General features: G+C 69.0%; 21 protein-coding genes. 6 read left to right on the top strand and 15 right to left on the bottom strand.

What is annotated here, in order from left to right; genetic code table 11:
* Positions 1-24: 24 nt before the first annotated feature.
* The 3 genes from ACXJKJ_RS00535 to ACXJKJ_RS00525 are packed head-to-tail and all read right to left on the bottom strand — an operon-like array spanning position 25 to position 5,719.
* Positions 25-3,120 carry an efflux RND transporter permease subunit gene (locus ACXJKJ_RS00535; protein WP_457388477.1) on the bottom strand — a complete coding sequence of 1,032 codons (3,096 nt, stop codon included), beginning with the start codon at positions 3,118-3,120 and terminating at the stop codon, positions 25-27.
* Positions 3,117-4,229, bottom strand: coding sequence for an efflux RND transporter periplasmic adaptor subunit (locus ACXJKJ_RS00530; RefSeq protein WP_457388475.1), 1,113 nt, complete (start codon positions 4,227-4,229; stop codon positions 3,117-3,119). The genes ACXJKJ_RS00535 and ACXJKJ_RS00530 overlap by 4 nt, the downstream gene beginning before the upstream one ends.
* A complete protein-coding gene (locus tag ACXJKJ_RS00525; RefSeq protein ID WP_457388473.1) occupies positions 4,226-5,719 on the bottom strand; it encodes an efflux transporter outer membrane subunit in 1,494 nt (497 codons plus the stop codon). Before ACXJKJ_RS00525 ends, ACXJKJ_RS00530 begins: the two co-directional genes overlap by 4 nt.
* A 67-nt stretch (positions 5,720-5,786) precedes the next feature.
* On the opposite strand from ACXJKJ_RS00525, the gene ACXJKJ_RS00520 reads away from it, so the two are divergent.
* Together ACXJKJ_RS00520 and ACXJKJ_RS00515 are read left to right on the top strand one after the other, a co-directional pair.
* Entirely contained in the window at positions 5,787-6,437 is a 651-nt protein-coding gene (locus ACXJKJ_RS00520; RefSeq protein ID WP_457388471.1) for a TetR/AcrR family transcriptional regulator, read from the top strand.
* 1,315 nt (positions 6,438-7,752) lie between these two features.
* Positions 7,753-8,364: an HD domain-containing protein gene (locus tag ACXJKJ_RS00515; protein ID WP_457388470.1), complete on the top strand. Its 612-nt coding sequence runs from the start codon at positions 7,753-7,755 to the stop codon at positions 8,362-8,364.
* Here ACXJKJ_RS00515 and ACXJKJ_RS00510 read toward each other — a convergent pair.
* Positions 8,333-8,650, bottom strand: a complete 318-nt coding sequence (locus tag ACXJKJ_RS00510) for a DUF2834 domain-containing protein (protein WP_457388469.1) — start codon at positions 8,648-8,650, stop codon at positions 8,333-8,335. The genes ACXJKJ_RS00515 and ACXJKJ_RS00510 overlap by 32 nt on opposite strands.
* A gap of 33 nt (positions 8,651-8,683) precedes the next feature.
* On the opposite strand from ACXJKJ_RS00510, the gene ACXJKJ_RS00505 reads away from it, so the two are divergent.
* From ACXJKJ_RS00505 to ACXJKJ_RS00495, 3 genes are all read left to right on the top strand, one after another.
* The gene (locus ACXJKJ_RS00505) at positions 8,684-9,145 is read left to right on the top strand and encodes a phosphopantetheine adenylyltransferase (protein ID WP_457388467.1); all 462 of its coding nucleotides are present in this window, start codon (positions 8,684-8,686) and stop codon (positions 9,143-9,145) included.
* On the top strand, positions 9,142-9,900 hold the full coding sequence (locus ACXJKJ_RS00500; RefSeq protein ID WP_457388466.1) for a helix-turn-helix domain-containing protein: 759 nt from the start codon (positions 9,142-9,144) through the stop codon (positions 9,898-9,900). Before ACXJKJ_RS00505 ends, ACXJKJ_RS00500 begins: the two co-directional genes overlap by 4 nt.
* A 304-nt stretch (positions 9,901-10,204) precedes the next feature.
* Positions 10,205-10,882, top strand: coding sequence for a DUF3108 domain-containing protein (locus tag ACXJKJ_RS00495; protein WP_457351977.1), 678 nt, complete (start codon positions 10,205-10,207; stop codon positions 10,880-10,882).
* A gap of 1,100 nt (positions 10,883-11,982) precedes the next feature.
* Here ACXJKJ_RS00495 and lepB read toward each other — a convergent pair.
* Positions 11,983-12,894 carry a signal peptidase I gene (gene lepB, locus ACXJKJ_RS00490; RefSeq protein WP_457388464.1) on the bottom strand — a complete coding sequence of 304 codons (912 nt, stop codon included), beginning with the start codon at positions 12,892-12,894 and terminating at the stop codon, positions 11,983-11,985.
* Positions 12,895-13,166: 272 nt separating this feature from the next.
* On the opposite strand from lepB, the gene ACXJKJ_RS00485 reads away from it, so the two are divergent.
* Positions 13,167-13,385 (top strand): hypothetical protein, encoded by a 219-nt coding sequence (locus ACXJKJ_RS00485; protein WP_056201214.1) that lies wholly within the window; start codon positions 13,167-13,169, stop codon positions 13,383-13,385.
* Here the strand turns inward: ACXJKJ_RS00485 and ACXJKJ_RS00480 are convergent.
* From ACXJKJ_RS00480 to ACXJKJ_RS00435, 10 genes are all read right to left on the bottom strand, one after another.
* Entirely contained in the window at positions 13,382-13,996 is a 615-nt protein-coding gene (locus ACXJKJ_RS00480; RefSeq protein WP_457388462.1) for a hypothetical protein, read from the bottom strand. The genes ACXJKJ_RS00485 and ACXJKJ_RS00480 overlap by 4 nt on opposite strands.
* On the bottom strand, positions 13,989-14,210 hold the full coding sequence (locus ACXJKJ_RS00475) for a hypothetical protein (RefSeq protein ID WP_056201207.1): 222 nt from the start codon (positions 14,208-14,210) through the stop codon (positions 13,989-13,991). Before ACXJKJ_RS00475 ends, ACXJKJ_RS00480 begins: the two co-directional genes overlap by 8 nt.
* A 110-nt stretch (positions 14,211-14,320) precedes the next feature.
* The gene (locus tag ACXJKJ_RS00470) at positions 14,321-15,112 is read right to left on the bottom strand and encodes a hypothetical protein (protein ID WP_457388460.1); all 792 of its coding nucleotides are present in this window, start codon (positions 15,110-15,112) and stop codon (positions 14,321-14,323) included.
* An 85-nt stretch (positions 15,113-15,197) separates the two neighbouring features.
* Positions 15,198-16,937, bottom strand: a complete 1,740-nt coding sequence (locus ACXJKJ_RS00465; RefSeq protein ID WP_457388458.1) for a TIGR02594 family protein — start codon at positions 16,935-16,937, stop codon at positions 15,198-15,200.
* 152 nt (positions 16,938-17,089) lie between these two features.
* Positions 17,090-17,875, bottom strand: a complete 786-nt coding sequence (gene sctT, locus ACXJKJ_RS00460; protein ID WP_457388456.1) for a type III secretion system export apparatus subunit SctT — start codon at positions 17,873-17,875, stop codon at positions 17,090-17,092.
* A complete protein-coding gene (gene sctS, locus ACXJKJ_RS00455) occupies positions 17,875-18,150 on the bottom strand; it encodes a type III secretion system export apparatus subunit SctS (RefSeq protein ID WP_056201193.1) in 276 nt (91 codons plus the stop codon). Before sctS ends, sctT begins: the two co-directional genes overlap by 1 nt.
* Positions 18,147-18,812, bottom strand: a complete 666-nt coding sequence (gene sctR, locus ACXJKJ_RS00450) for a type III secretion system export apparatus subunit SctR (protein ID WP_457320418.1) — start codon at positions 18,810-18,812, stop codon at positions 18,147-18,149. The genes sctS and sctR overlap by 4 nt, the downstream gene beginning before the upstream one ends.
* A gap of 3 nt (positions 18,813-18,815) precedes the next feature.
* Positions 18,816-19,493: a hypothetical protein gene (locus tag ACXJKJ_RS00445; protein WP_457388454.1), complete on the bottom strand. Its 678-nt coding sequence runs from the start codon at positions 19,491-19,493 to the stop codon at positions 18,816-18,818.
* A complete protein-coding gene (locus ACXJKJ_RS00440; protein ID WP_457388452.1) occupies positions 19,490-20,131 on the bottom strand; it encodes a response regulator transcription factor in 642 nt (213 codons plus the stop codon). Before ACXJKJ_RS00440 ends, ACXJKJ_RS00445 begins: the two co-directional genes overlap by 4 nt.
* A complete protein-coding gene (locus ACXJKJ_RS00435) occupies positions 20,128-21,189 on the bottom strand; it encodes a sensor histidine kinase (protein WP_457351995.1) in 1,062 nt (353 codons plus the stop codon). Before ACXJKJ_RS00435 ends, ACXJKJ_RS00440 begins: the two co-directional genes overlap by 4 nt.
* Positions 21,190-21,193: the final 4 nt, after the last annotated feature.

Below are 21,193 nucleotides of genomic sequence, written 5' to 3'. Positions count from 1 at the left end.
GTCCAGCGCCTGCGAGCAGCCCCGTCACGCGCTGGCCGCCATGGGTGCCGCGTCGGGCGCCTGCGCGGGGCTGTCGCGCCGGACGCGGAACCAGGCGGCGTACAGCGCCGGCACGAAGACGAGGGTCAGCGCCGTGGCCACGACAAGGCCGCCCATGATCGAGATGGCCATCGGCCCCCAGAACACGCTGTGGGTCAGCGGGATCATGGCCAGCACCGCGGCGGCGGCCGTCAGCACGACCGGGCGCGAGCGCCGCACCGTGGCGTCGACGATCGCGGCCCACGGCGCAACGCCGCGCGCGATGTCCTGGTCGATCTGGTCGACGAGGATGATGGAGTTGCGCATGATCATCCCGCCCAGCGCAATCACGCCCAGCAGCGCGACGAAGCCGAACGGCGCATTGAAGAGCAGCAGTGCCGGCACCACGCCGATCAGCGCCAGCGGTGCCGTCATGAACACCATGAACAGCCGCGAGAAGCTTTGCAGCTGGATCATCAGCAGCGTCAGCATCACCGCGAACATCGCCGGGAACACCGCGAACAGCGCCTTGTTGGCCTTGTCGCTCTCCTCGATGGCGCCGCCTTCCTCGATGCGGTAACCCGCGGGCAGGCTGTCGATGATGGGCTGCAGCGATGGCCGGATCTGCGCCGTGGCGTAGGGGCCCTGCACGCCGTCGACGACGTCGCTGCGCACGGTCAGCGCCATGTCGCGGTTGCGCCGCCACAGCACCGGCTCCTCGAAACCCGGCTCGACCCGCGCCACCTGGGACAGCGGCACGTTGACGCCGCTGCGCGTGAACAGTTGCAGGTCGCCGAGTTGGCCAATGTTCTTGCGCTCGTCGGGCGTCGCCCGCACGACCACGTCGACGAGTTCCTCGCCGCGGCGGATCTGCGTCACCGGCGCGCCGTCCAGCGTGGTCTGCACCAGGCCCTGGACGTCCGCGCTGGACAGGCCCAGCAGCCGCGCCTTGTCCTGATCGACGTGGACCTGCACCGAGCGGACCTGCTCGTTCCAGTCCAGTTGCGTGTCGCGCACCAGCGGGTTCTGGCGCACCGCGTCGCGCACCCGGTAGGCGATCTCGCGCACCTGCGCCTTGTCCGGGCCGATCACGCGGAACTGCACCGGAAAGCCCACCGGCGGTCCGAACTCCAGACGCGTCACGCGGGCGTTGACGTCGGGCAGGGCTTCATCCTTGGCGAACAGGTCCAGGAGACGGGCGCGCACCCGTTCGCGCTGTTCGGTACCCGCCGTCTTGACGACGATCTGCGCGAACCCCGGGTTCGGCAGCTCCGGCTGAATGGACAGATAGAAGCGCGGCGTGCCGGCGCCGGTGTAGGCGGTGAAGAACTCGATGTCCGGGTCCTTCGCCAGGCGCGCCTCAAGCAGCTTCACTTGGGCGGAGGTGGCGGTGAACGACGCGCCTTCGCGCAGCCGCAGTTCCACCAGCAGCTCGGGCCGCGACGCGGTCGGGAAGAACTGTTGCTGCACCATCAGCATGCCGGCGCCGGCGAGCGCAAAAACCAGCACCGTGATGCCCAGCACCCAGGCCCGGCGCCGCACGGCCCAATCGACGATGCCGCGCAGCCAGCGGTAGACGGGCCGGTCGTAGGGGTCGTGGTGTGTACCGGTCGCAAGGTTCTTCGGCAGCAGCAGCACGCCAAGGTAGGGCGTGAACACCACGGCGACCACCCACGACAGGATCAGCGCCGCCCCGACGACCCAGAAGATGCCGCCCGCATACTGGCCGGCGATCGACTTCGCGAAGCCCACGGGCATGAAGCCGGCGGCCGTGACCAGCGTGCCGGTCAGCATCGGAAACGCGGTGGACGTGTAGGCGTAGGTGGCAGCGCGCATGCGGTCCCAGCCTTCTTCCAGCTTCACCACCATCATTTCCACCGCGATGATGGCGTCGTCGACCAGCAGGCCCAGCGCGATGATCAGCGCGCCCAGCGAGATGCGGTCCAGCGCCCAGCCGGCGGCGTACATGACGGCCGCCACCAGCCCAAGCACCAGCGGCACCGACGCGGCCACCACGATGCCGGTGCGCCAGCCCAGGAACAGGAAGGACACGGCCAGCACGATGGCCAGCGCCTCCAGGAACGAGCGCTCGAACTCCCAGACGGACTCCGCCACCACCCGCGGCTGATCCGCGTACTGCTGGATCTGCACGCCCGCCGGCAGTTCCTGCCGCACCTGCGCCAGCCGCTCGTCGAGCGCGCGCCCGAAGTCCAGCACGTTGCCGTTGGCCTGCATGGTCACGCCGATGGCCAGCACCGGCACGCCGTTGTGGCGGATGGCCATGCTCGGCGGATCCTCAAAGCCGGTGCGCACGGTCGCGATGTCGGCCAGCCGCAGCAGTTGGCCGCCCACCTCCAGCGTCACGTTGGCCACGTCCGCCGCGCTGCGCAGGCCGCCGTCCACCCGCACCTGCACACGGTCGTGGGTGGTGTCGGCCGAGCCGGCCGGGGCCACCAGGTTCTGCCGCGCCAGCGCGTCGAACACGGCGGTCGGGGCGATGCCCATCGCCGCCAGCCGCCGCGTTGAGACTTCAACGAACACGCGCTCGGCCTGCTTGCCCAGCACGTCGATCTTGCCGGCGCCGGCCACACTCTGGATGCGCCGCTTCACGTCTTCGGTGACCGTCAGCAGCTCGGCCATCGACAGCTCGGGCGCACTCACCGCGTAGAGCACGCTGTAGCGGTCGTTGTACTCGTCGTTGAAGAACGGCCCGCGCACGCCTTCGGGGAACTCCTGGCGCACGTCGCCGATCTTCTTGCGCACCTGGTACCAGGCGTTCTCCAGCTCCGCCTTGCTGCTGCCGCCCTTCATCCACAGCGTGATGCCGCCATAGCCCTGGCGCGCGAAGCTGCGCACGTAGTCGAAATGGTCCAGCTCCTGCAGCCGACGCTCGATGCGGTTGAGCACCTCGTCCTGCACCTCCTGCGCGGTGGCGCCGGGCCATACGACGATGGCCGTCATCGTCGGCACGTCGAAGCTGGGGTCCTCCAGGCGGCCCAGGCGGCTGAAGGAGAAGCCGCCGATGATGAGCGTCGCGATGATCAGGAACAGCACCATCGCCCGGTGCGTGACGGCCCATTCGGACGGGTTGAAGCGCTTCACGAGCCGCTCCTGGCGACCGCAGCCGTGCCGGCTTCGGCTGTGCGCTCGACGGCGCGCACGGTGATGCCGGCATCGAGCTTCTGCGCGCCGACGCTGACCACCCGGTTGCCGGCGGCCAGGCCGGTGACGTGCACTCGGGCGTCGTCCATGGCCACCACCTGCACGGGTGTGAACACCAGGCCGGAGCCCTTGGCGTTGAGCACCCAGACCCCAGCGGACGCGCTGGCCTTCACCAGCGCGGTGACCGGCACGGCGGTGGTCGCCGGCCCGGTCGCTTGCCCGGACAGGTTCAGCTGCATGGTGCTGCCCAGTGGCAGCGCGCCGACCTGCGCGCGCGATTCCTGGGCGGCTGCGTAGCGCACGCGGAAGGTCCGGCCCTGCGCACTGGCCAGCGGCGAGAGCTCGCGCAGCACCAGCCTCAGGGGTGACTTGGCGTCCTGCCAGGGCGTGGCCGTGGCGGCGAGCGTGCGCACCCGGCCGACCCACTCCTCGGGCAATTCGGCAACGATCTCGCGTTCGCCTTCGCGGGCCAGCGACAGCACCGGCTGGCCCTCGGCCACCACCTGGCCGCGCTCGAAGCGCAGCGCGGTGACCACGCCGGCATAGGGCGCCACCAGCGTCGCGTAGCCCTCGCGATTGCGTGCCAGGTCGAGCTGGCGGCGCGCCTGCTCAAGCCGGGCGTCGGCTGCGTCGGCACGCGCCTTCTGGCGCTCGTGATCGGCAGCGCCCACCGAGCCGTCGGCCAGCAGGCGGCGCAGGCGCGCTTCGTCGGAGGCGGCCTGCTGCGCATCCACCGACGCGGCCTGGACCTGGTTGGCGGCGGCACTCACCGCCAGTTGGTAGTCGGCCGGGTCCAGCCGCGCCAGCGCCTGGCCGGCCTTCACGGTGTYGCCCACCTCGACGAGCCTGTCCACCACCTTGCCGCCGGTGCGAAAACCCAGCTCCGTCTCGACACGGGCGCGGACCACGGCGGTGAAGCTGCGCGTTTGCGCCGACGCGGCGGGGCTGACGGGGGTCACGAAGACCGGCTTGACGGCGGCGACCGGCGCGGGCGGGCCGCTGCAGGCGGCCAGGGCCAGGAGGGAGATGGCAAAGAAAATTCTGTTCACTGGAATGCCCTCTCGGCAAAGGAAGTCATGGCACTGCCGGCACGGGTCGGCTCGAGACCGCCACCCAGGGCCTTGTAGAGCTGCACGTCGGCCAGCACCTGCTGCAGGCGGCTGTCCGCCAGGGTGAGCTCGCTGGACAACACCGAGCGCTGCACGTCGAGCAGCACCAGCAGGTCGATCTGCCCTTCGCGCTGCAGCGATTGCGCGCGCTGCAGCGAGCGGCGGCGATGTTCGACCGTGCTGGCCAGCGCTGCGGCGCGCTCGGCCTCCTGGGTGCGCACGAGCAGGCTGTCCTCGACCTCCTGCACGGCGACCAGCACCGCCTTCTGCCACACCAGCAGCGCCTCGTCGGCCCGCGCCGACTGCGCGCGGATGCCCGCGTCGATGCGGCCGGCGTTGAAGACCGGCATGGCAAAGGCCAGCGCCACGTTCGAGAAATGCACCGGCGCGAGATCGAGTGCATTCAGCCGCAGGTCCTCGCGACCGAACAAGGCACTCAGAAAGAGCTTGGGCCAGTACTGGGCTCGCGCCTCGGCGCCGCGCAGCGTCTCGGCCGCGACGCGCGACTCGGCAGCGATCAGGTCGGGCCGGCGCCGCAGCAATTCGCTGGGCTGGCCGGTGCCGATCTCGCGCGCAGCAGGCCAGGCAAAGCCTGCGTTCTCGTCAACAACGCGTGCCGACGGGTTGCGACCCAGCAGCACGGCCAGCCGCGTCTGCGAGGTGCCCGCCAGCGTTCGCAACGGCGGCACTTGCGCGTCGAGCGCCCCGGCTTCGGCGCGCGCGCGATCCAGGTCGAAAGCACTGGCCTCGCCTTCGCGCAGGCGGCTGGCGACGCGGGTCGCCGTTTCGCGCTGGGCCGCCGCGAGAGCCTGCACGATGCGCAGACGCTCCTCGGCGCTGCGCAGCACGAAGTACTGCCGCGCCACTTCGCTGGCCACCAGCAGCCGTGCGCCTTGTACACCGGCCGCTGCTGCGGCTGCATCAGCCTGCGCAGCGTCGCGTGCCGCACGCACGCCGCCGGCGAGATCGATCTCCCAGGCCACGTCGACACCGGCGCGCAACGCACGCGTGTCGGGCATGCCTTGCTTGACGGGGTCGGGCAGCCCGCTGTCGCTGCGCGAGGCCGAGGCCTGTACGCCCACCGTGGGCCACAGGCGAGAGGCCGCGGCATCGCGGCCGGCGCGAGCCTGGCCAACGCGTTGCAGCGCGACCGCCACGTCCTGGTTGGCAGACAAGGACGCTTCGATCAGCGCCGTCAGCACCGGATCGCCGTAGCCGGCCCACCAGGCGCCATCGGAGACCTGGCCGGCCACAGCCGACCCGACCTGCGCGAATGCCGCGGACAGCGGCACTGAGGGCGCCGGCGGCTGCCTGGGCGGTGCCGAGCAGGCCGACAGGATCGTCAGCGCCGCGGCGGCCGAGATGAGGCGGGTCGGTCGGGCGCCGGGGTGGCGATTGCGATTCGGGGCGGGCTGTGTGAAAGGCTTCATATACTGGACTCTCTAGTCCAGTAAGTTTAATGGCATATATTGGACTGTCAAGTACAGAAAGCCGCGAATGCCCGAAAACGAGAAGCCAGTCGAGTCCCCACCGCGTCGCGGCCGGCCGCGCGACCCCGAGCGCTTGCGGCGCATCGTGGAAGCGGCGCACAGCCACTTCAATGCGCACGGTCTGGAGCGGGCCAGCGTCGATGCCATCGCCGCCGAAGCCGGCGTCTCGAAGATGACCATCTACAGCCACTTCGTTTCGAAGGAAGGCCTGTTCGAGGCAGTGATTCGCGATCGCACCGACCGCGTGATGGGGGGGGTCGCTGGCGTCGAAGCGCTGGACCCGACGCAGCCGCAGAAGGCGCTGCTGGCCGTCGGAGAGCAGTTCCTGGCGCTGGCGCGCGAGGAGGACGTGCTGGGCAAGTTCCGCTCGATCTATGGCGCCGCCGCGGTGCAGCGCGAGGCCTGCCTGGCCTTTTACAGGCAGGGGGCCGACCGGCTGATCGGCGACCTGGCGGCCTATCTGCGCCGCGCCGATGCGCAGGGCGCGCTGAACATCCGGCACCCGCGCCAGGCGGCGGACCTGTTCCTGTCCATGTTCCTTGGCGACGGCCACATCCGCGGSYTGYTGATGCTCGACATGCCCGACGCGCGCGAAGACAGGGCACTGCTGCGCGAGGCGGTGCGGGTGTTCATGGCGGCCTACGCGAAAGCGCCTTGACGCCACGGCCCGACCGCGGACTTCGCGACTGGTAGAGCCGGTTCACGGCACCCCCTCAAACCCGGGCGCGCTGCATCGCGAGAACCTGCCCAGCGGCTCTCTGGCGCTTTTCAAGGTGAGGCGGAGAGCGGCGTGGCAACGCCGCGTCCTCGCTACGGATAGATGATGTGAATCTGAGCCAGGGCCCTGTCAACACCTTCGCGCCTGACCTTGACGTTGTACTCGTACTTCTTCTTCGTCGTTCCACCCGCGCCGAGGTTAAGTAGCACCTGACCCCAGGTTCCCGGTGCCGGCGCATCAAAGAAGGGATGGTGCGATCGTCCATTTCCATGGCGGCCGGCGGGTGAAGTTCAACGGGCAAGCCAGATCGTCAGCTCGATGGAGTTCTGACGCGAAGGGCCCGCTTCCGGCGGGAGAAGCCGACCAACGAGGTCAGCTCACGGCCATCTGCTGACTTTCGCTGCCTTCGCGCGAGCACCCGCTTGAGGCTGGAAGCGGTCTTCCATCAAAGAAAACAGGAGCGATTGCCCAAATCGACGCCGTTATCTACGGTGAGGTGGATCTTTCGCTGGCGCGTGCGACTTGGCCTTTGCTTCAAGCATCCCCTTTTCGTTGGCTCTCGCCATAGCGCTGAACCCGAAAACCACTAGGCACAACAGCCCACAGATCGGCAAGGAAGCGACCACGAACCAAGGCGCAACGTTCCAGTAGTCTCTAGAGCCGTCCGAGTTCAAGACTACATAGCCCCAGGCCACGGCCTCTGGGGATAGCGCGAACAACGTCTTAACGGTCAGACTATCGTGCTGCCCTTCCGGCCGGGTGGGCTGCGATGCCAGGGCGAGCGCTATGACGGGAACTAACATTCCAATGCAGAACCACGCCAGCGGAGACCGCTGGCGGCGGAACGCAACAAGCCCTGTAACAAGCGCGAGGACTGTCCAAACTGACAGAAAGACGATGTCTGATAAGGCGGGGTTCATCTTTTCGAAGGCTCAAGCCTTTGGTAAGGCGTGATCGCCTGTTCAGGTTTAGCTGGTGCTCTTCCCGCCGAACATCGTAAGACCCATGTCCGCTCCCGCTGCACCACCGACCCTCCGATTGGCGCGGCGAAGGTCTGCAATGGGTCGAAAGCCGCTATTCAGCAGGCCTCGACGCGACGAGCCGCAATCAGCTCGAAACCGACAGTCACGCCCCTCGAGCGAGCGCCGCGTGACCGCCAACCGCATTGCCTCGCCAGGCCGACCTAACATGGCTACATGCTGACCCGACCCCGCTACGTTCTCGCCGTGCCAGATCGCGCGCGCTCGGCGGCGGTATGAAGCAGGCCTGGGCCGCGTTGGGGGCTCGCGGTGGCGAGGCTCTGCAGACCGAGCTGCTGGCCCGTTATGCGGAGCCGCATCGCGGCTATCACACGCAGCAGCATCTGGACGAGTGCCTGGCGCTGTTCGACGAGTTTGCGCATCTCGCCGAGCGGCCCGCCGAAATCGAGATCGCGCTGTGGTTCCACGACGCGATCTACGACGTGCATCGCCATGACAACGAGGCTCAGAGCGCCGACTGGGCACGGGCCGCGCTGCTTGACGCGGGCGCGGCGGCCGACGTGGCCGACAGCGTCGCGGCCCTGGTGCTGGCCACGCGCCACAGCGCTGCGCCGCAGACACCGGACGAGCAGCTGCTCGTCGACATCGATCTCGCCATCCTGGGCGCGGCGCCAGAGCGCTTTGCCGAGTACGAGGCGCAGATCCGCCGCGAATACGCCCATGTGCCGGCGGCCGTCTTCAATGAAAAGCGCGGTGCCATCCTGGCCGGCTTTCTGGCGCGGCCCGCGCTCTACGGCACGCCGGCCCTGCGCGAGCGTTTCGAGGTGCAGGCACGTGCCAATCTGCAAACCGCGCTCAGCGGCTTGGCACAGCCGACCCCGCCTTGAACTCGCTGCGGCCCGAAGGCTTTAGCAGCAGATAGAGCAGCGGCCCGAAGGACCCGGCCGCCAGCGTGATCAGCGCGAACGGCCAGACCGTGCGGCCGGTCTGCCGCGCGTCGCGCCAGATGAAGCCCAGCGCGATCCACGACATGATCACCAGGTCCGCCAGCACCTGCCAGGCACCGAGGCTGCTCATGCCGGCCTGCCAGATGCCGAGGTAGCCGACCTGCCACATCACATAGGTCGAGAAGGCACCGAAGGCGGCGAGGGCAAGGATCAGGACGGTTCTCATGACGATCTCCTTTGGGGGGTGGTTGATGGCCTCATGCTCGCCAGTCGCGTGCATCGCCGCAATGACCTGGGAGGTCATCGCGGCAGCGCGATGCATGGCCTATGGTCCGGCCTCATGAAGCTGTTCGTGCCCCTCGCGCTGGCCCTCGTCGCCCTGCTGCATGCGCTGCCGCTGGCCGGCGTGCTCGGCGCCACCAAGCTGTCAGCGCTCTACGGCGTCGATGCCCGCGACCCCGCGCTGGAGCTGCTGCTGCGCCACCGCGCCGTGCTCTTTGGCCTGCTCGCGGCCCTTCTCGCCTGGGCCGCCTGGCAGCCGGCGCTGCGCGGCCTCGGGCTCGTCGCGGGCCTCGTCAGCGTCGCGTCCTTCCTGCTGCTGGCCTTGCAGGCCGGTCCGCTATCGTCGGCCCTGGCCACCGTCTTCAAGCTGGACGTGCTTGCCTTGATCCTGCTGCTCGCCGCCGGCATCGTCCATTTGCTACCCACGCCATCGCCATGACCGCCACCCTCGCCACCCTGCGCAAGTCGCGCCGCGTCAGCCAGCTGGAGCTCTCGCTGCGCGCCGGCGTCTCGCAACGCCATCTCAGCTGCATCGAGACGGGCCGTGCGCGCGCCGGCCGCGAGACGCTGATCGCGCTGCTCGATTCCCTCGGCGCGACGCTTCAGGAGCGCAACCAGGCCCTGCTGGCCGCCGGCTACGCGCCCGCACACACGGAGCGCGCGCTGGACGCACCCGAGATGGCGCCGGTGCGCGCCGCGCTGGAGCAGCTGATCCACGCCAACGGCGCGGCGCCGGCCCTGGTGCTGGACGGCGAATACAACGTCGTCATGGCCAACGAGGGCCTGGCGCGGTTGATGACACTGCTGGGCTTGCCGGGCCAGGCGATGCTCGGCCAGCCGCTGAATCTGCTGCGCGCCGTCTTTGCGCCCGGCGGGCTGCGCTCGCTGTGTGTTGACGAGGCCTGGCTGTGCGGCGAGATGTGGGCCCGCGCCTGCCGCGAGGCCGAGCACCTGCCGCGGCTGCGCGCGCTGCTGGACGAGCTGCGCCCGACGCTGCAGCCCTGGGCCGCCGTCGAGACCGGCAACCTGCCGGTATTGGCCTTTCGCTTGCGTGCGGCGGACGGCCAGGTGCTGAGCTTCTTCTCCACCATCACCAGCTTCGGCACGCCGCTGGACATCACGCTGGCGTCGCTGAAGGTGGAGCACCTCTTTCCCAGCGATGAGGCGACGCGTTTGGCCCTGGCGGAGGGCTAGGCCGGCCGATCTTGGGTCTTGGGAACTCTGACCCGAACAGCGCAACGCTCTGACAAAGAGCGCCGAGCAAGTCTGGCGCCGCAGAGCGGCCAGCGCCGCGCCCGTCACCAGTTGTGAGGATGCGGCTGCGATGCGGCCGCTGCATCCTTTCGGCCTGAGAAATCCCACCCACCGACACTGCATGCGCCGTACCCGAAGCTCGCGCCCATTCCGAGCCTGGCGCACCACGGCCACCGCGTTGCTTGCGATGACGCTCGCGGGGGTACTGGCGCCTGAGTGCGCCAGCGCTCAGCCCGCCAGCGCCGTGCAACCCTTCAGCGGGCGCTACGAAGGGCGGCAGAAGGTGGCCTTCCTGACGGCCACCGCTCTGGCCAGCATCGAGTTGCGGCGTTCGTCGCGCTTCATCGTCTACACGATGCGCACCACGGTGAGCGTCGCTTTCGTCGAACGCCGCTTCCAGGAATGCAGCGTGATTCGCATCGAGGGTGAACGGCTGCTGCCGATGGAATACGTGCACCGCGATGAGTCCAGCCCGGAGCACAACGTCCACACGCGTTTCGACTGGGTGGCCGGCTTGGCGAAGACGACGCTGGGCGGCAAGCCGAGCCCCCAGGCTGTGTCGCTGGATGGGCCGACCTGGGATCCGATGTCCTACCAGGTGGCGCTGATTGCGCTGGCTTCCAGGCATCAGCCGGGCGACCATGACCGTTTCCGGGTGATTGAGCGAGGGGTATTGAAGGAGCACGAGGCCACGTTCGAAGGGCCGGTGGCCGCGACGGACGCCGGCCCGCTGCAGTACGGCATTGCAAGCCGAAAGAGCAAGGGCCTGATCGCGCTGCGGCTGCTGCCGAGTGAATCTTGGCGGCCGGCGCGCGTGACGTTGGACGAAGTGACGATAACGCTCATGCCAACGCCGGTGCCTGCGCCGACGGTCCTGCCCGAGGAGGGCGTACCGTCGTGCGAGAACGGGCGCGCATCGTGAGCGGAGCCGCCAAGCCTGCGCAGGCTGCGGCGGGCACCTGGCGGAGCTTCGTTGGTTATCTTGCCTGCTGCAACGGTGCCGTGATGCCGCTGCTGGCCGTGCTCGCCATCGTCGCGCTGCTGGGCGCCATGGACGCGCTGGTCGAGCTGAATCGCGTCGCGGTGCCCAAGCCTGATTTCAAGGCCCTGCTGCTGCCGGGCTACCCCGCCAAGACGCCGCTGGCCGAAGCGGCGCTGGTGGTCAACGCGGCATTGTGGTGGCTGTGCCTGAGCTTCCTGCAATGGCTGGCCGCGTTGGTGGTGATCGGCGTGTGCGGCCTGGAACTGGACCGCGCGGTGCGCCACAGGCGGCGGCTTGGGCACGCGGCCTGGGTGGTGTTCCTCGGCGTATTGACGCTGATAGGCAGCGCGCTCTACCACTACACGGTCGATCTCGGTGTTTCGCTGCTGGCCTTCGGTCCCATGGTGGACAACCTCGCGGCGATCTCGCCCCGCTTCCGGTTCCTGGGCAGTTGCAACGCCGCGATGGCCTTCGTCGCCAGTTCGGCCTTGCTGTGTGCGTTCTCGCTGCTGCTGATCCCCGGCGCGCATGGCAATCACCGGATGCTGCAGATGCGCGCGATCACCCGGCTGCTGTATTGCGGTGCGGCGCTCATGCTGATCTGGATCTCCTGCCTCACGGCCATGTACCGGCTGTGCGCGGCGCTGATGATCAAGGAAGCGCGCGAGCCCGCACTGGCGCTGGCGCCCACGGTCAGCCTGATGGGTGGGCTGATGCTCAGCCTGGTACTGGCAGCGGCCTTCCTGTCCGCCGCCGCGTGGCTGCAGCGATGCCATGAGCGTGAGCCCCGGGGCAACACGCCGGAGGGCCCAGCCGGCGAGGATGCCAGCCCCCAGGGGCTCCTGCTGGCGCATTGGCCCAAGGCGATCGCGCTGTTGATGCCGCTGCTGCCGGGTGCGGCGGATTCCGTATTGCAGGCCTTGGTGAAGGCGCCATGAGGCCCGAAGGCCTTGAGCCATGGCCGCTCCCGCGGCAGGAAGCTTGCAAAACCCAGGGCGCGCATTTCAATCCGCCTTGAGGCGGCCAACCGTGCCCCGTGGCTACGACCCCACGAACACGACCTTGCCGACGATGTGATCGGCCGGCAGGAAGCCCCACATCCGGCTGTCACGGCTGTTGTCGCGGTGGTCGCCGAGGGTGAAGAAGTGACCGGGCGGCACTTCGCAGGCCATCTCGTCAACGGTGTAGCTGCATTTCTCGGAGAAGGCGAACTTCGAGTCGGGCCGCAGGAAGAAGGGCTGCTCGCCGATCAGCACGGCGTGCTCGCTGCCGGGCAGGGTCTCGACAAATTGGGGGATGGTTCGCCTGGATTCGGCGTCGAAGTAGGTCCCAGCGGGCCGCAGCGGCACGGCCGCGTCGTTGATGAACAACTGCTTGCCGCGGTAGGCGATCCTGTCACCGGGCAAGCCAACGAGGCGCTTGACGAAGACGACGGATCGGTCCTCGGGGAACTCGAAGACGATCAAGTCACCTCGGGCCAGCGGCGAAGAGAGGGTCGTGCGAAGGAAGGTCTTGCCGAAGGTCCCGTAGTTGCCATAACCCCATCTCTTGACGATGAGGTTGGCGCCGGCCGGGATGGTCGGCAGCATGGACGACGAAGGGGCGCGAAAGGGCTCGAAGAAGAAGGCCCTGAAGACCAGCACCGCCGTGATGACGCAAGCGACGACGCCCAGGATGCCGTACCAGCGGCTGTAGCCGGGGCGTGGCTTCGCGTCGGGGTAGTGCTTGGCGCGCCGGTACGCATGCGACGCACCCGCGATCATGAGCACCAGTGCCGCGGCATTGACTGGCAGCTTCCATGCCTGCGACAGGAAGCCGAGAACTCCCACCACGATGCTGAGAGCGAAATAGGCCAGGGCCGCCCTGGCGTGTGCGGCATAGAGCAGGCCGACCGGCGGCGACAGGAGACCGAGAACCGCTGCAATCCACTTCTTGGGTTTGTTGTTGGGCATGGGCGTCGAGATGGGTGGCGATAGGGCCTGCATGTGCGTGGCGGCGCATGATGCCAGCGTGCTTGAGCCGGCTGGGCGCGGCACCGTCCCCGGGGGACTTTGGGTTGCGAGTTGCCCGCCAGGCGGCAATCTGCCACACGCCGTGCAACGGCGCGCCCGGCGCGGACCGGTCCGTTGCCTAGGATGCACGGTTGGGTCGTTCGGGCTGCTGCCACGCAAGCCTCGCTGACCCTGCCGCGGCACGGTGCCGCGCGATGCAGACGCTTTCTTTGATGAAACTTCCCACCGTCGTGGCGACGGACGCTGTCGTCCGGTCCATTGAACTGGCCCAGGTCCAGGCCTCCCGCAGGGTCGCCCTGGGCTCGCAGCCCCTGATCAGCCAGATGCCCTTGCAACAGGCGATCACCGTGACCAGCCTCGGGGGACAGTCCACGCGCGCCGTCTTTGGCGTCGTGGGCGTGGCCCGCTACGAGGCGGTCGGCAAGCTTTAGCGCCCGGCCCGCCCCAGGCTGTCGACAAAGGCCGCGCAGGCCCGGCTCGCATCGGGATGGCTGCGCCAGCTTTGCGCGAAAGCGCGCAGGGCCGCGCGCACCTCGCGCGGCATGGTGCCGTCCAGCGGGTCGTCGGCGACGGCGCACAGGTGGCCGGCGTAGAGCGTGCGCGCCTCGGCGTCGCAGTCGAGCAATTCCATCACCGCGCTGGCCAGGGTCTGGAACTGCTCGGGCGACAACTCGGAAGTCCCTCTCGACTCGCCTGCGCGGGGCCAGGCGGCCAGGCACAGGTATTCGATGGGGCCCAGACTGCGCCGCTGCACGCCCGCCTGATGCGCACCCCAGGCCGCGCGCGAACCGCTGGGCAGGCGGCCCTGGCAGAGGGACTGGGCCAGGGTCTGGGCCACGGCGGCACGGGCGGCATATTCGCCGCGCAGATTGACTTCGGCCAGCACGCGCAAAAAGGCCGGATAGAGCTGGTCGCCCAGGCCGGTGCAGACGGTCTCCATCAGCGCGATGGCCCCTTCCTGGCGGGGGCCGAGGTCGAGGCAGCCACCAATGAGCGCCTGGGCGGCCTCGGCCCAGCGCGGCTGGGCCAGCAGTTCAGGCAACGAGGGCGGCGAGCACGCGCTCCGCGTGCTGCTGGACTGAAAGCCCGCGCTGGTCGACGGCCACGTCGGCACGCAGCGTGGCGGCGCCGCCGGCGCCCAGCCCGTCCAGCCAAGCCGGTTCACCGGCACGCGGCGCCGCCGCAGGGGCATTCAGCGGGCGGAGGGACGCGGTGGAAAACAGCGAGGCGGAGGAGGAAAGCGGGGCGCCGATCATGGCTGTGGCGGAGGTGGGTGGCAGTTGAGGGTCAGCTTAGCGAAGCTCATCCGCCAAGGCGACTGCGGCTGCCCCTAATTCGTGGGTCTGGGCATTTTGACGACGAGCGCTCAGCCCGGCTTGCAGGTTGAAAACACCGCCGGCGAGGTGTTGAACCACGACAGGCGCCACCCCTGGGCAGTCCAGCGCGCCTCGAAGGCGCCGGTGCTCACGCGGTTGTCGGCCACCCTGGACAGCGGTGGCTTGTCCAGTTGCGGCGTGTCGATGGCTTTCAGCATCTTGCCGATGTCGGTGCCGGACTCCGTCGTGACGATGCCGGGGATGCAGGTCGCGGCATTGCGGATGACGGACGCGGGTGCCTTGACGGTGCCGGAGTCCGGGGAGAACTCCAGCTGGGGCAACGACAGGCGTTGCAGCAGCTCGCCGTCACGCCTGGCAATGGCCTCGCGCAGCTGGCGCCAGAACAGCACGAAGGCCGCGTCACGGTCCACGCCGGCCTTGCAGGCCTTGCCTTGGGTGGACAGCGCGATGGCCGCCGGCAGCGCGATCGTGCCGCAGCCGGCGGGCTGCAGGGCCAGCGTGTAGCCCTCGTTGCCCACGCGCTTCACGATCGCCTGGTAGCGCTTGTTGCCTTCGACCTCGTCGGTCCAGGCAAATCGCACCGATCCGTCGGGCTGCGCGACGCCGGCGCCCTGCGACTGCACGCTGCATTCATGCGTGCCGGAGGTGGCATACACGCCCGCCCCCAGCAACGCGCCGCTGGCTTCGTAGCTGATGTTGGCGGTGAGGTTGTCGCTGGGGTGGCACACCAACTGCGTGGGCAGCGGGTCTTTGGTGACCTGGGCCTGCGCGTGGAACACGGCAAGCAGCGAGGCGATCAAGGGCAGCAGGGAGCGGGCCATCGGTCCAATGCAAAAGGGATGGCGGGCCAGTATCCCGGCCCGCACCGCCGTGCGTGCAACCCAACCGTGGGATGGACGGCCGCGCTCAAGGCGCCCTGCGCACGCCAATGGCTTCGGACAGCGAGCGTACCTTCTCGTTGACGCCGTCGGGGTTGCCGGGCCCGTTGCCCTGGTTGCCGCCGACCACCTTCACGCGGCCGTCGGCCAGCACGGCCTCGACGATGGCGACGTGGCCCTGCGCCGGGTTGTTGCCGCGCGGGAAGACGATGACGTCGCCAGGCTTCACATGCGCCGCGTCCTTGGGCACGGACGTGCCCCAGTTCAGCCAGCTGCGCGCGGCGGCGCTGTTGGTGCCTGGCACGCCGGCCTGCTTCATCGTCCAGTTGACGAAGGAAGAGCACCACGAGGTCTCGTCGTTCCTGGCCTTCAAGGACGTGGCCTGGTGGTACTCCAGCACGCGCGGGTTGTCGCGCCCGCCGCTGATCTCCTTGGTGCCGATCTCGCTGCGCGCAACATCCAGGATGCGCGCGGCCTTGCCGGTCCCCGAAGCTGAAGCCGGCACCGCGGCGGCCGGGGTCGGCGCGGTGGCGGTGCCGTTGAGCAAGCCCTGACGGTTCAGCGCGCTGTCGACCGCGTCGGTGCGGCGCTTCTGGTCGGCGCGGATGACGGCCTGCACCTGGGCTTCGGTCGCCGTGCCGTGCACCTGCCGGTTGGCGATGTTGACGAAGCCGCTGCCTGCCTGGCCCCCGCCGCTGAGCCGGAAGCGCTGTCCGGTGGAGGCGTCGACATAGCTGTTGACGCGCAGGTTGGTGATGTGCGCCGCGTCGATGGGCTGGCCGCGCAGCGTGCCGAGCTGGTTCAGGAAGCGGCCGGCGGCGCTGGGCGACTGGTTGTACAGGTCCAGGTAGGCCGAGGTCAGGCGCGCGTTGTTCGGGTCCAGCCCGGCGCGGCGCGCGGCCGCCTCGTAGGCCGGCAGCTGGCCCTGCAGCGTCGTCAGCTGGCGGCGGTCGGCATCGGCGGGGCTGGAGGCCGTATGCTGGTAGGAGAAAGAGCCGCGGTTGTGCACCGCGTTGCCCGGGTCGGTGTGGCCGCCATAGGCCGCGGTGAAGCCGCCGTCGGGGCGGCGCGTGCCTTCGGCATTGCCGATGACGATGGCGGCCAGCGCGTTCGAGCCCAGCGACGGGTCGGTGAAGCGCTGCAGGTTCAGCGTCGGCTCGTTGCGCGTGCCGTCGGTGCGCGCCAGCGCGGGCTCGGCGATCTGGCGCTGCGTCACATCGCGCTTCCCGGTGGGGTCGGCGTTGAGCGCCCGGGTCATGCCCAGTTCCACGGTGGACTGTGCCGAGCCGCTGGCGATGGCGGCCTTGCCGATGTCGCTGCGGTAGCGAGGGTCCGTCATGTAGACCGGCAGCAGCGTGTCGTGCACCAGGCCGACGGAGCCGACGACAGGCAGGCCGTCCACCAGATGGCCCACCGACGGCAGGTTCAGCGTGTCGCCGACGTGGATCAGGTCGGCGTTGCGCACCTGCGGGTTCGCGCCCACCAGCGCCTGCAGCGTCAGGCCGTGGTCGGCCGCGATGTGCTGCATCGTGTCACCGCGCTGGACGGTGTAGTGCGTCGCCGGGATCGTCAGGTGGCTGCCCGGGTAGATGACGTCCGGGTTGCGCACCTGCGGGTTGGCGTCCAGCAGCGCCTGCACCGACACGCCGTTGGATTTGGCGATGCGGCTCAGGCTGTCACCGTGCTGCACCTCGTAGCTGCGGCCGGCGGGCGGCGGCGTGTCGTTCACGGCCGGGGAGGCCGACGTGGTTCGGGTAACGATGCTCATGGGGTGCCCTTGGCGTTGTCCTGATGGGGCGATGAGCGCATCGCGCATCGCGTCGGTCAGCCCATTTCAGACCAGCGCCGCGGACCGGGCAATTGCGGGCGCTGCTGTTTCAGAACGTACGGCCGGGCGCGCTCTAGGGTTGGCCGCAATCCTCAGGCGAACAGGCGCTTCAGCAGGTCCGTCACCACGCTGGGCCGGGCCAGCAGCTCGTCGTTCATCAGCGCCACCAGGCTGCCCAGCTGCAGCAGCAGCACCAGGTGGCCCACCACGGCCTTGATGGACATGGACAGGCTGAACACATTGAGCTGCTGGGCATAGCGGTTGATCAGGCCCAGCACGCCGTCCACCAGGTAGAGCAGCACGAGCGACGGTGCAGCGACCATCAGGGCCAGGCGCAGCATGCGGCCGAACTCCGCCTCGAAGGCCAGCATGCCCGCTGGCAGCAGCTGCCAGGCGCCATGGACGGGCCACAGCGCGAAGCTGTCCAGCAGCAGCGCGGCGAACAGCATGAAGCCACCCGAGGCCATGAAGACCCAGCTTGCCAGGCGCGCCAGGAAGGCACCGGTCAGCGAGGTCTGATGGCCGGACAACGGGTCCAGCACCTGGGCCTGGGACGAACCCACCTTGGTGTCGATGAGCTGGCCGGCCATCTCGAAGGACCACATCAACCCGGCGAACAAAAAGCCCATCGCCGCCCCCAGCATGGCCTCGCGGCCGTAGAGCATCGCCCACTGCCAGCCGCTCAGCTGCAGCGGCTTGATCTCCTGCACCAGCAGGCCCAGCAGGCCCAGGGCGACGAAGAGCGAGTTGCGGATCAGCGCCGGGATCAGGTCCTGGGTGAACAGCGGCACCAGCAGGAAGGCCACCGCCACGCGCATGGTGGACAGGCCCAGTAGCAGGACGGCATCGGTGGGATGCCCGATCCAGAACTCCAGCATCAGCGGTTGATCTTGACCAGGCCAGGGAACTCGCTGAACACCTTGTCGCCGAGCCGGTAGAGGCTGCCGCCCAGCAGCGAGGCGGTGATGAAGATGGTGACGACGATGGCGAAGAACTTGGCGACGTACTGCACCGTCTGCTCCTGCAGCTGCGTGGCCGCCTGGATGAAGGCGATCAGCAGCCCGACGATGGCGGCCACGAGGATAGGCGGCGCCGACAACAGCAGCACCAGCCACAGCGCCTGCTGGGTGAGTTGGATGACTTCGCTGTTCATGTTTGATAAGTGAGAACCAAGCCATGGGTCAGCTTGACCCAGCCATCGATCAGCACAAAGAGCAGCAGCTTGAAGGGCAGCGACACCGTCGTGGGCGACAGCATCTGCATGCCCATGGCCATCAGGATGTTGGAGATGACGAGGTCGATGACGAGGAAGGGCAGGAAGATCAGGAAGCCGATCTCGAAGGCCACCGTCAGCTCGCTGACCGTGAAGGCCGGCACGATGACGAGGAAGTCGCGCTCGCTCAAGGCCTGAGCCTGCTCAGGCTTGAGGCTGCGCTGCGCGGTCTTCAGGAAGAAGGCACGCTCCAGCGGCCGGCTGTGCTTGATCAGGAACTCGCGCAGCGGCTCCTTGGCGACGTCGGCCGCGGCCACCATCTGGCTGGTCGACGCCGAGCCGGCCTTGGTGGCCGGCATGGCGCTCAGGCTTTCCTGCATCTCCACGCCCACCGGGTACATGACGTAGATGCTCAGCACCAGGGCCAGGCCGTTCATGACGACGTTGGGCGGCACTTGCTGCAGGCCCATGGCATTGCGCAGCAGGCTCAGCACGACGACGAGCTTGGTGAAGGACGTGATCATCACCGCCACGAAGGGCGCCAGCGCCAGCAGGATGACGGTGATGAGGGCCGAGGCCGGCGTGAAAGTGCTGAGGTCCATCGGCTAGACCGCCTCGATGCGCAAGGCCTGGCCCGTGCCCCACGGCACGAGGCGTCCGCGGGCACGCGGCACGTCTGGGCGGGTGGCATCGATGAGCTGGCATTGAATCGGCGCCGCAGGCGGCGGCCCGTTCCAGCCCATCACGACCTCCAGCGGCAGTGGCTGTTCCCAGCGCGCCACCAGCTGCCACGGCGCTTCACCCGTGGGCTCAGCCCGTGCGCGCAGCTGGCGAGAGGCCGGCGCTTCCAGCAACAGCAGTCCGCCCGGCTCCAGCGCGGCCAGTTCCTCGTCGCCCAGCCGCCACTGCGCCAGCACGCATTCGGCCGCGGTTGCGTGCCATTGCAGGCCGGGCACTTCGGGTGCTTCGCCCAGCGCGCGCAACGCCGTCCAGGGCAGCGACAGCTGCGCCTGCACCTCGGCGCCCCGCCAGCTGGCCTGGGCACCGCTCACGCTGATGGCGCCCGACTGCGCCACCCATTGCCAATCCGCGGCAGACACGAGGCCCGCGGCCGCCAGGGCGTCCAGCAGTTCGCCCGCCAGATCCAGCACGACGGCGGCCTCTGCGGCGCAGGACACCAGATCGCCCGTCTCGAAATCATCGGCGCTGATGCACAGCCGCGCCTGGCCGCACAGGTAGTGCCAGCTCGACGCCTGCGTCAGTGCTTGGGGAATGAAGCTCATGCTCGGCGACTCACCATGATGCGGGTCAGCTCGGTGACCGACTTCGCCTTCATCTTGCGCATGCCGCGCGAGCGGTACAGCTCCACGCTCTTCAGCGACAGCTTGATCTCGTCGGCGATGTTCTTGTTCATCAGGCCCTTGACGACGAGGGACAGCACCTGGCGCTCGCGCGGCGACAGCGTCTGAGAGCGGCGCTCGAACTCCTCGCGCGAGCCTTCCACTTCGGTGTCGATGCCGCTGTCCACATCGGTCGGCGCAAAGGCACGGTCCAGGGCCGCGCTGAGGGCGACGTCGTCCAGCGGCTTTTCCAGCAGCGAGACGGCACCGCGCTTTTGCATCGCGGCCACGGCCAGCGGCACGTCGGCATGGCCGCTCATGTAGATGACGGGCAGGTGGATGCCGCGCTCGCGCAATGCGTCGTGCAGGTCCAGCCCCGACAGCTCGGGCATGCGCACGTCCAGCATCAGGCAGGTGGACTCGGGCCAGGTCGTGCCCACGGCCACGCGGGCCAGGGACTGCAGCGCATCGCGCGGGTCGCCCCAGTCGCGCACCTGGCAGCCGAAGCCTTCGAGCCAGAAACGCAGCGAGTCGCGGAACTCGTGGTTGTCATCCACCACGTAGATTTGCCGAGGGGTCATGTCGTCCTCTCCAGAGTGGGTGGGGTCGCCGCCGCCGTCACCGGCAGAGCGAAGTGAAAGCAGCAGCCGCCGGCGTCGCGGCGCGTGAACCAGAGCCGGCCCTGGTGCATCTCGATCAGCGAGCGGCAGATGGACAGCCCCAGGCCCATGCCGTTGGGCTTGGTGGAGCTGAAGGGCACGAACAGCCGGGCTTCAGTCTGCGGCGTGATGCCGGGGCCGTTGTCGGCCACGCGCAGCTCGGCGCGGGCACCGTCGACGACCAGCTCGATGTCGATCAGCGGCTCGGCTGGCCGGTCCAGGCGCAGTGCGTCCAGCGCATTGCGCAGCAGGTTGATCAGCACCTGCTGCAACATGACGGCGTCGCCTTGCACCGGCACGGGCTGCATCGGCAGGCGCAGCACCAGGCGCACGGCCTCGCGCTGCAGGTCCCAGTCGAGCAGGCCCAGGCTTTGGTGCACGAGCTCGACGAGGTCCAGCCTCTCGGTCTTGGGTTGGCGTGACTGCGTGTACTCGCGCACCCGGCCGATGATCTGGCTGGCATACGTGACCTGCTGCACGGCCTTGTCCAGCGCGGCCAGCTCGTCGGTGTCATCCGGATGGCGGCGGGCCAGGCGCAGCTTCAGGCCGCGCAACAGGTTGGCGGTGGCGCCGATGGGCTGGTTCAGCTCATGCGCCAGCACGCTGCCCATCTCGCTGACCGTCAGCGAGCGCGATGTGAACAGCAGGCCCTCGCGGTCGTCGAGCTGGCGCTGCAGGTGATGCAGGCGTTCGCGCTCGTCGTCCAGGCGCAGCAGCACATGGCGGGCATCCAGGGCCACGCGCTGGGCCACGTATTCGCCGCTGACGCCGCAGCGTGTGCGCGCGCCCAGCGGCGCCATGAGTGCGCTGGCCAGGCCATGCAGCGGCTGGGCCCAGTCCTCGGCCAGGCCGCCGATCTCGCCCGGCAGCAGAGCCTGCATGGGCGCGTTGAGCGCGACGAGGAAGTCGCCATCGAGGATGGCCAGGGCCTCGCCCAGTTCGCCCAGGGCGTGCAGCAGATCGGCGTCGACGCGGCGCACTGAG

This window comes from Roseateles sp. P5_E1 (assembly GCF_054049335.1).
The sequence above is the reverse complement of the archived record's forward strand: the minus strand, read 5'-3'. Positions and strand labels throughout refer to the sequence as shown.

What these genes read in the sequence shown, in the direction of transcription:
- ACXJKJ_RS00525 (WP_457388473.1), bottom strand. Translation starts at nt 5,719, where the DNA reads ATGAAGCCTTTCACACAGCCCGCCCCGAATCGCAATCGCCACCCCGGC.
- ACXJKJ_RS00515 (WP_457388470.1), top strand. Translation starts at nt 7,753, where the DNA reads ATGAAGCAGGCCTGGGCCGCGTTGGGGGCTCGCGGTGGCGAGGCTCTG.
- ACXJKJ_RS00510 (WP_457388469.1), bottom strand. Translation starts at nt 8,650, where the DNA reads ATGAGAACCGTCCTGATCCTTGCCCTCGCCGCCTTCGGTGCCTTCTCG.
- ACXJKJ_RS00505 (WP_457388467.1), top strand. Translation starts at nt 8,684, where the DNA reads ATGCTCGCCAGTCGCGTGCATCGCCGCAATGACCTGGGAGGTCATCGC.
- ACXJKJ_RS00500 (WP_457388466.1), top strand. Translation starts at nt 9,142, where the DNA reads ATGACCGCCACCCTCGCCACCCTGCGCAAGTCGCGCCGCGTCAGCCAG.
- lepB (WP_457388464.1), bottom strand. Translation starts at nt 12,894, where the DNA reads ATGCCCAACAACAAACCCAAGAAGTGGATTGCAGCGGTTCTCGGTCTC.
- ACXJKJ_RS00485 (WP_056201214.1), top strand. Translation starts at nt 13,167, where the DNA reads ATGAAACTTCCCACCGTCGTGGCGACGGACGCTGTCGTCCGGTCCATT.
- ACXJKJ_RS00475 (WP_056201207.1), bottom strand. Translation starts at nt 14,210, where the DNA reads ATGATCGGCGCCCCGCTTTCCTCCTCCGCCTCGCTGTTTTCCACCGCG.
- ACXJKJ_RS00470 (WP_457388460.1), bottom strand. Translation starts at nt 15,112, where the DNA reads ATGGCCCGCTCCCTGCTGCCCTTGATCGCCTCGCTGCTTGCCGTGTTC.
- ACXJKJ_RS00465 (WP_457388458.1), bottom strand. Translation starts at nt 16,937, where the DNA reads ATGAGCATCGTTACCCGAACCACGTCGGCCTCCCCGGCCGTGAACGAC.
- sctT (WP_457388456.1), bottom strand. Translation starts at nt 17,875, where the DNA reads ATGCTGGAGTTCTGGATCGGGCATCCCACCGATGCCGTCCTGCTACTG.
- sctS (WP_056201193.1), bottom strand. Translation starts at nt 18,150, where the DNA reads ATGAACAGCGAAGTCATCCAACTCACCCAGCAGGCGCTGTGGCTGGTG.
- sctR (WP_457320418.1), bottom strand. Translation starts at nt 18,812, where the DNA reads ATGGACCTCAGCACTTTCACGCCGGCCTCGGCCCTCATCACCGTCATC.
- ACXJKJ_RS00445 (WP_457388454.1), bottom strand. Translation starts at nt 19,493, where the DNA reads ATGAGCTTCATTCCCCAAGCACTGACGCAGGCGTCGAGCTGGCACTAC.
- ACXJKJ_RS00440 (WP_457388452.1), bottom strand. Translation starts at nt 20,131, where the DNA reads ATGACCCCTCGGCAAATCTACGTGGTGGATGACAACCACGAGTTCCGC.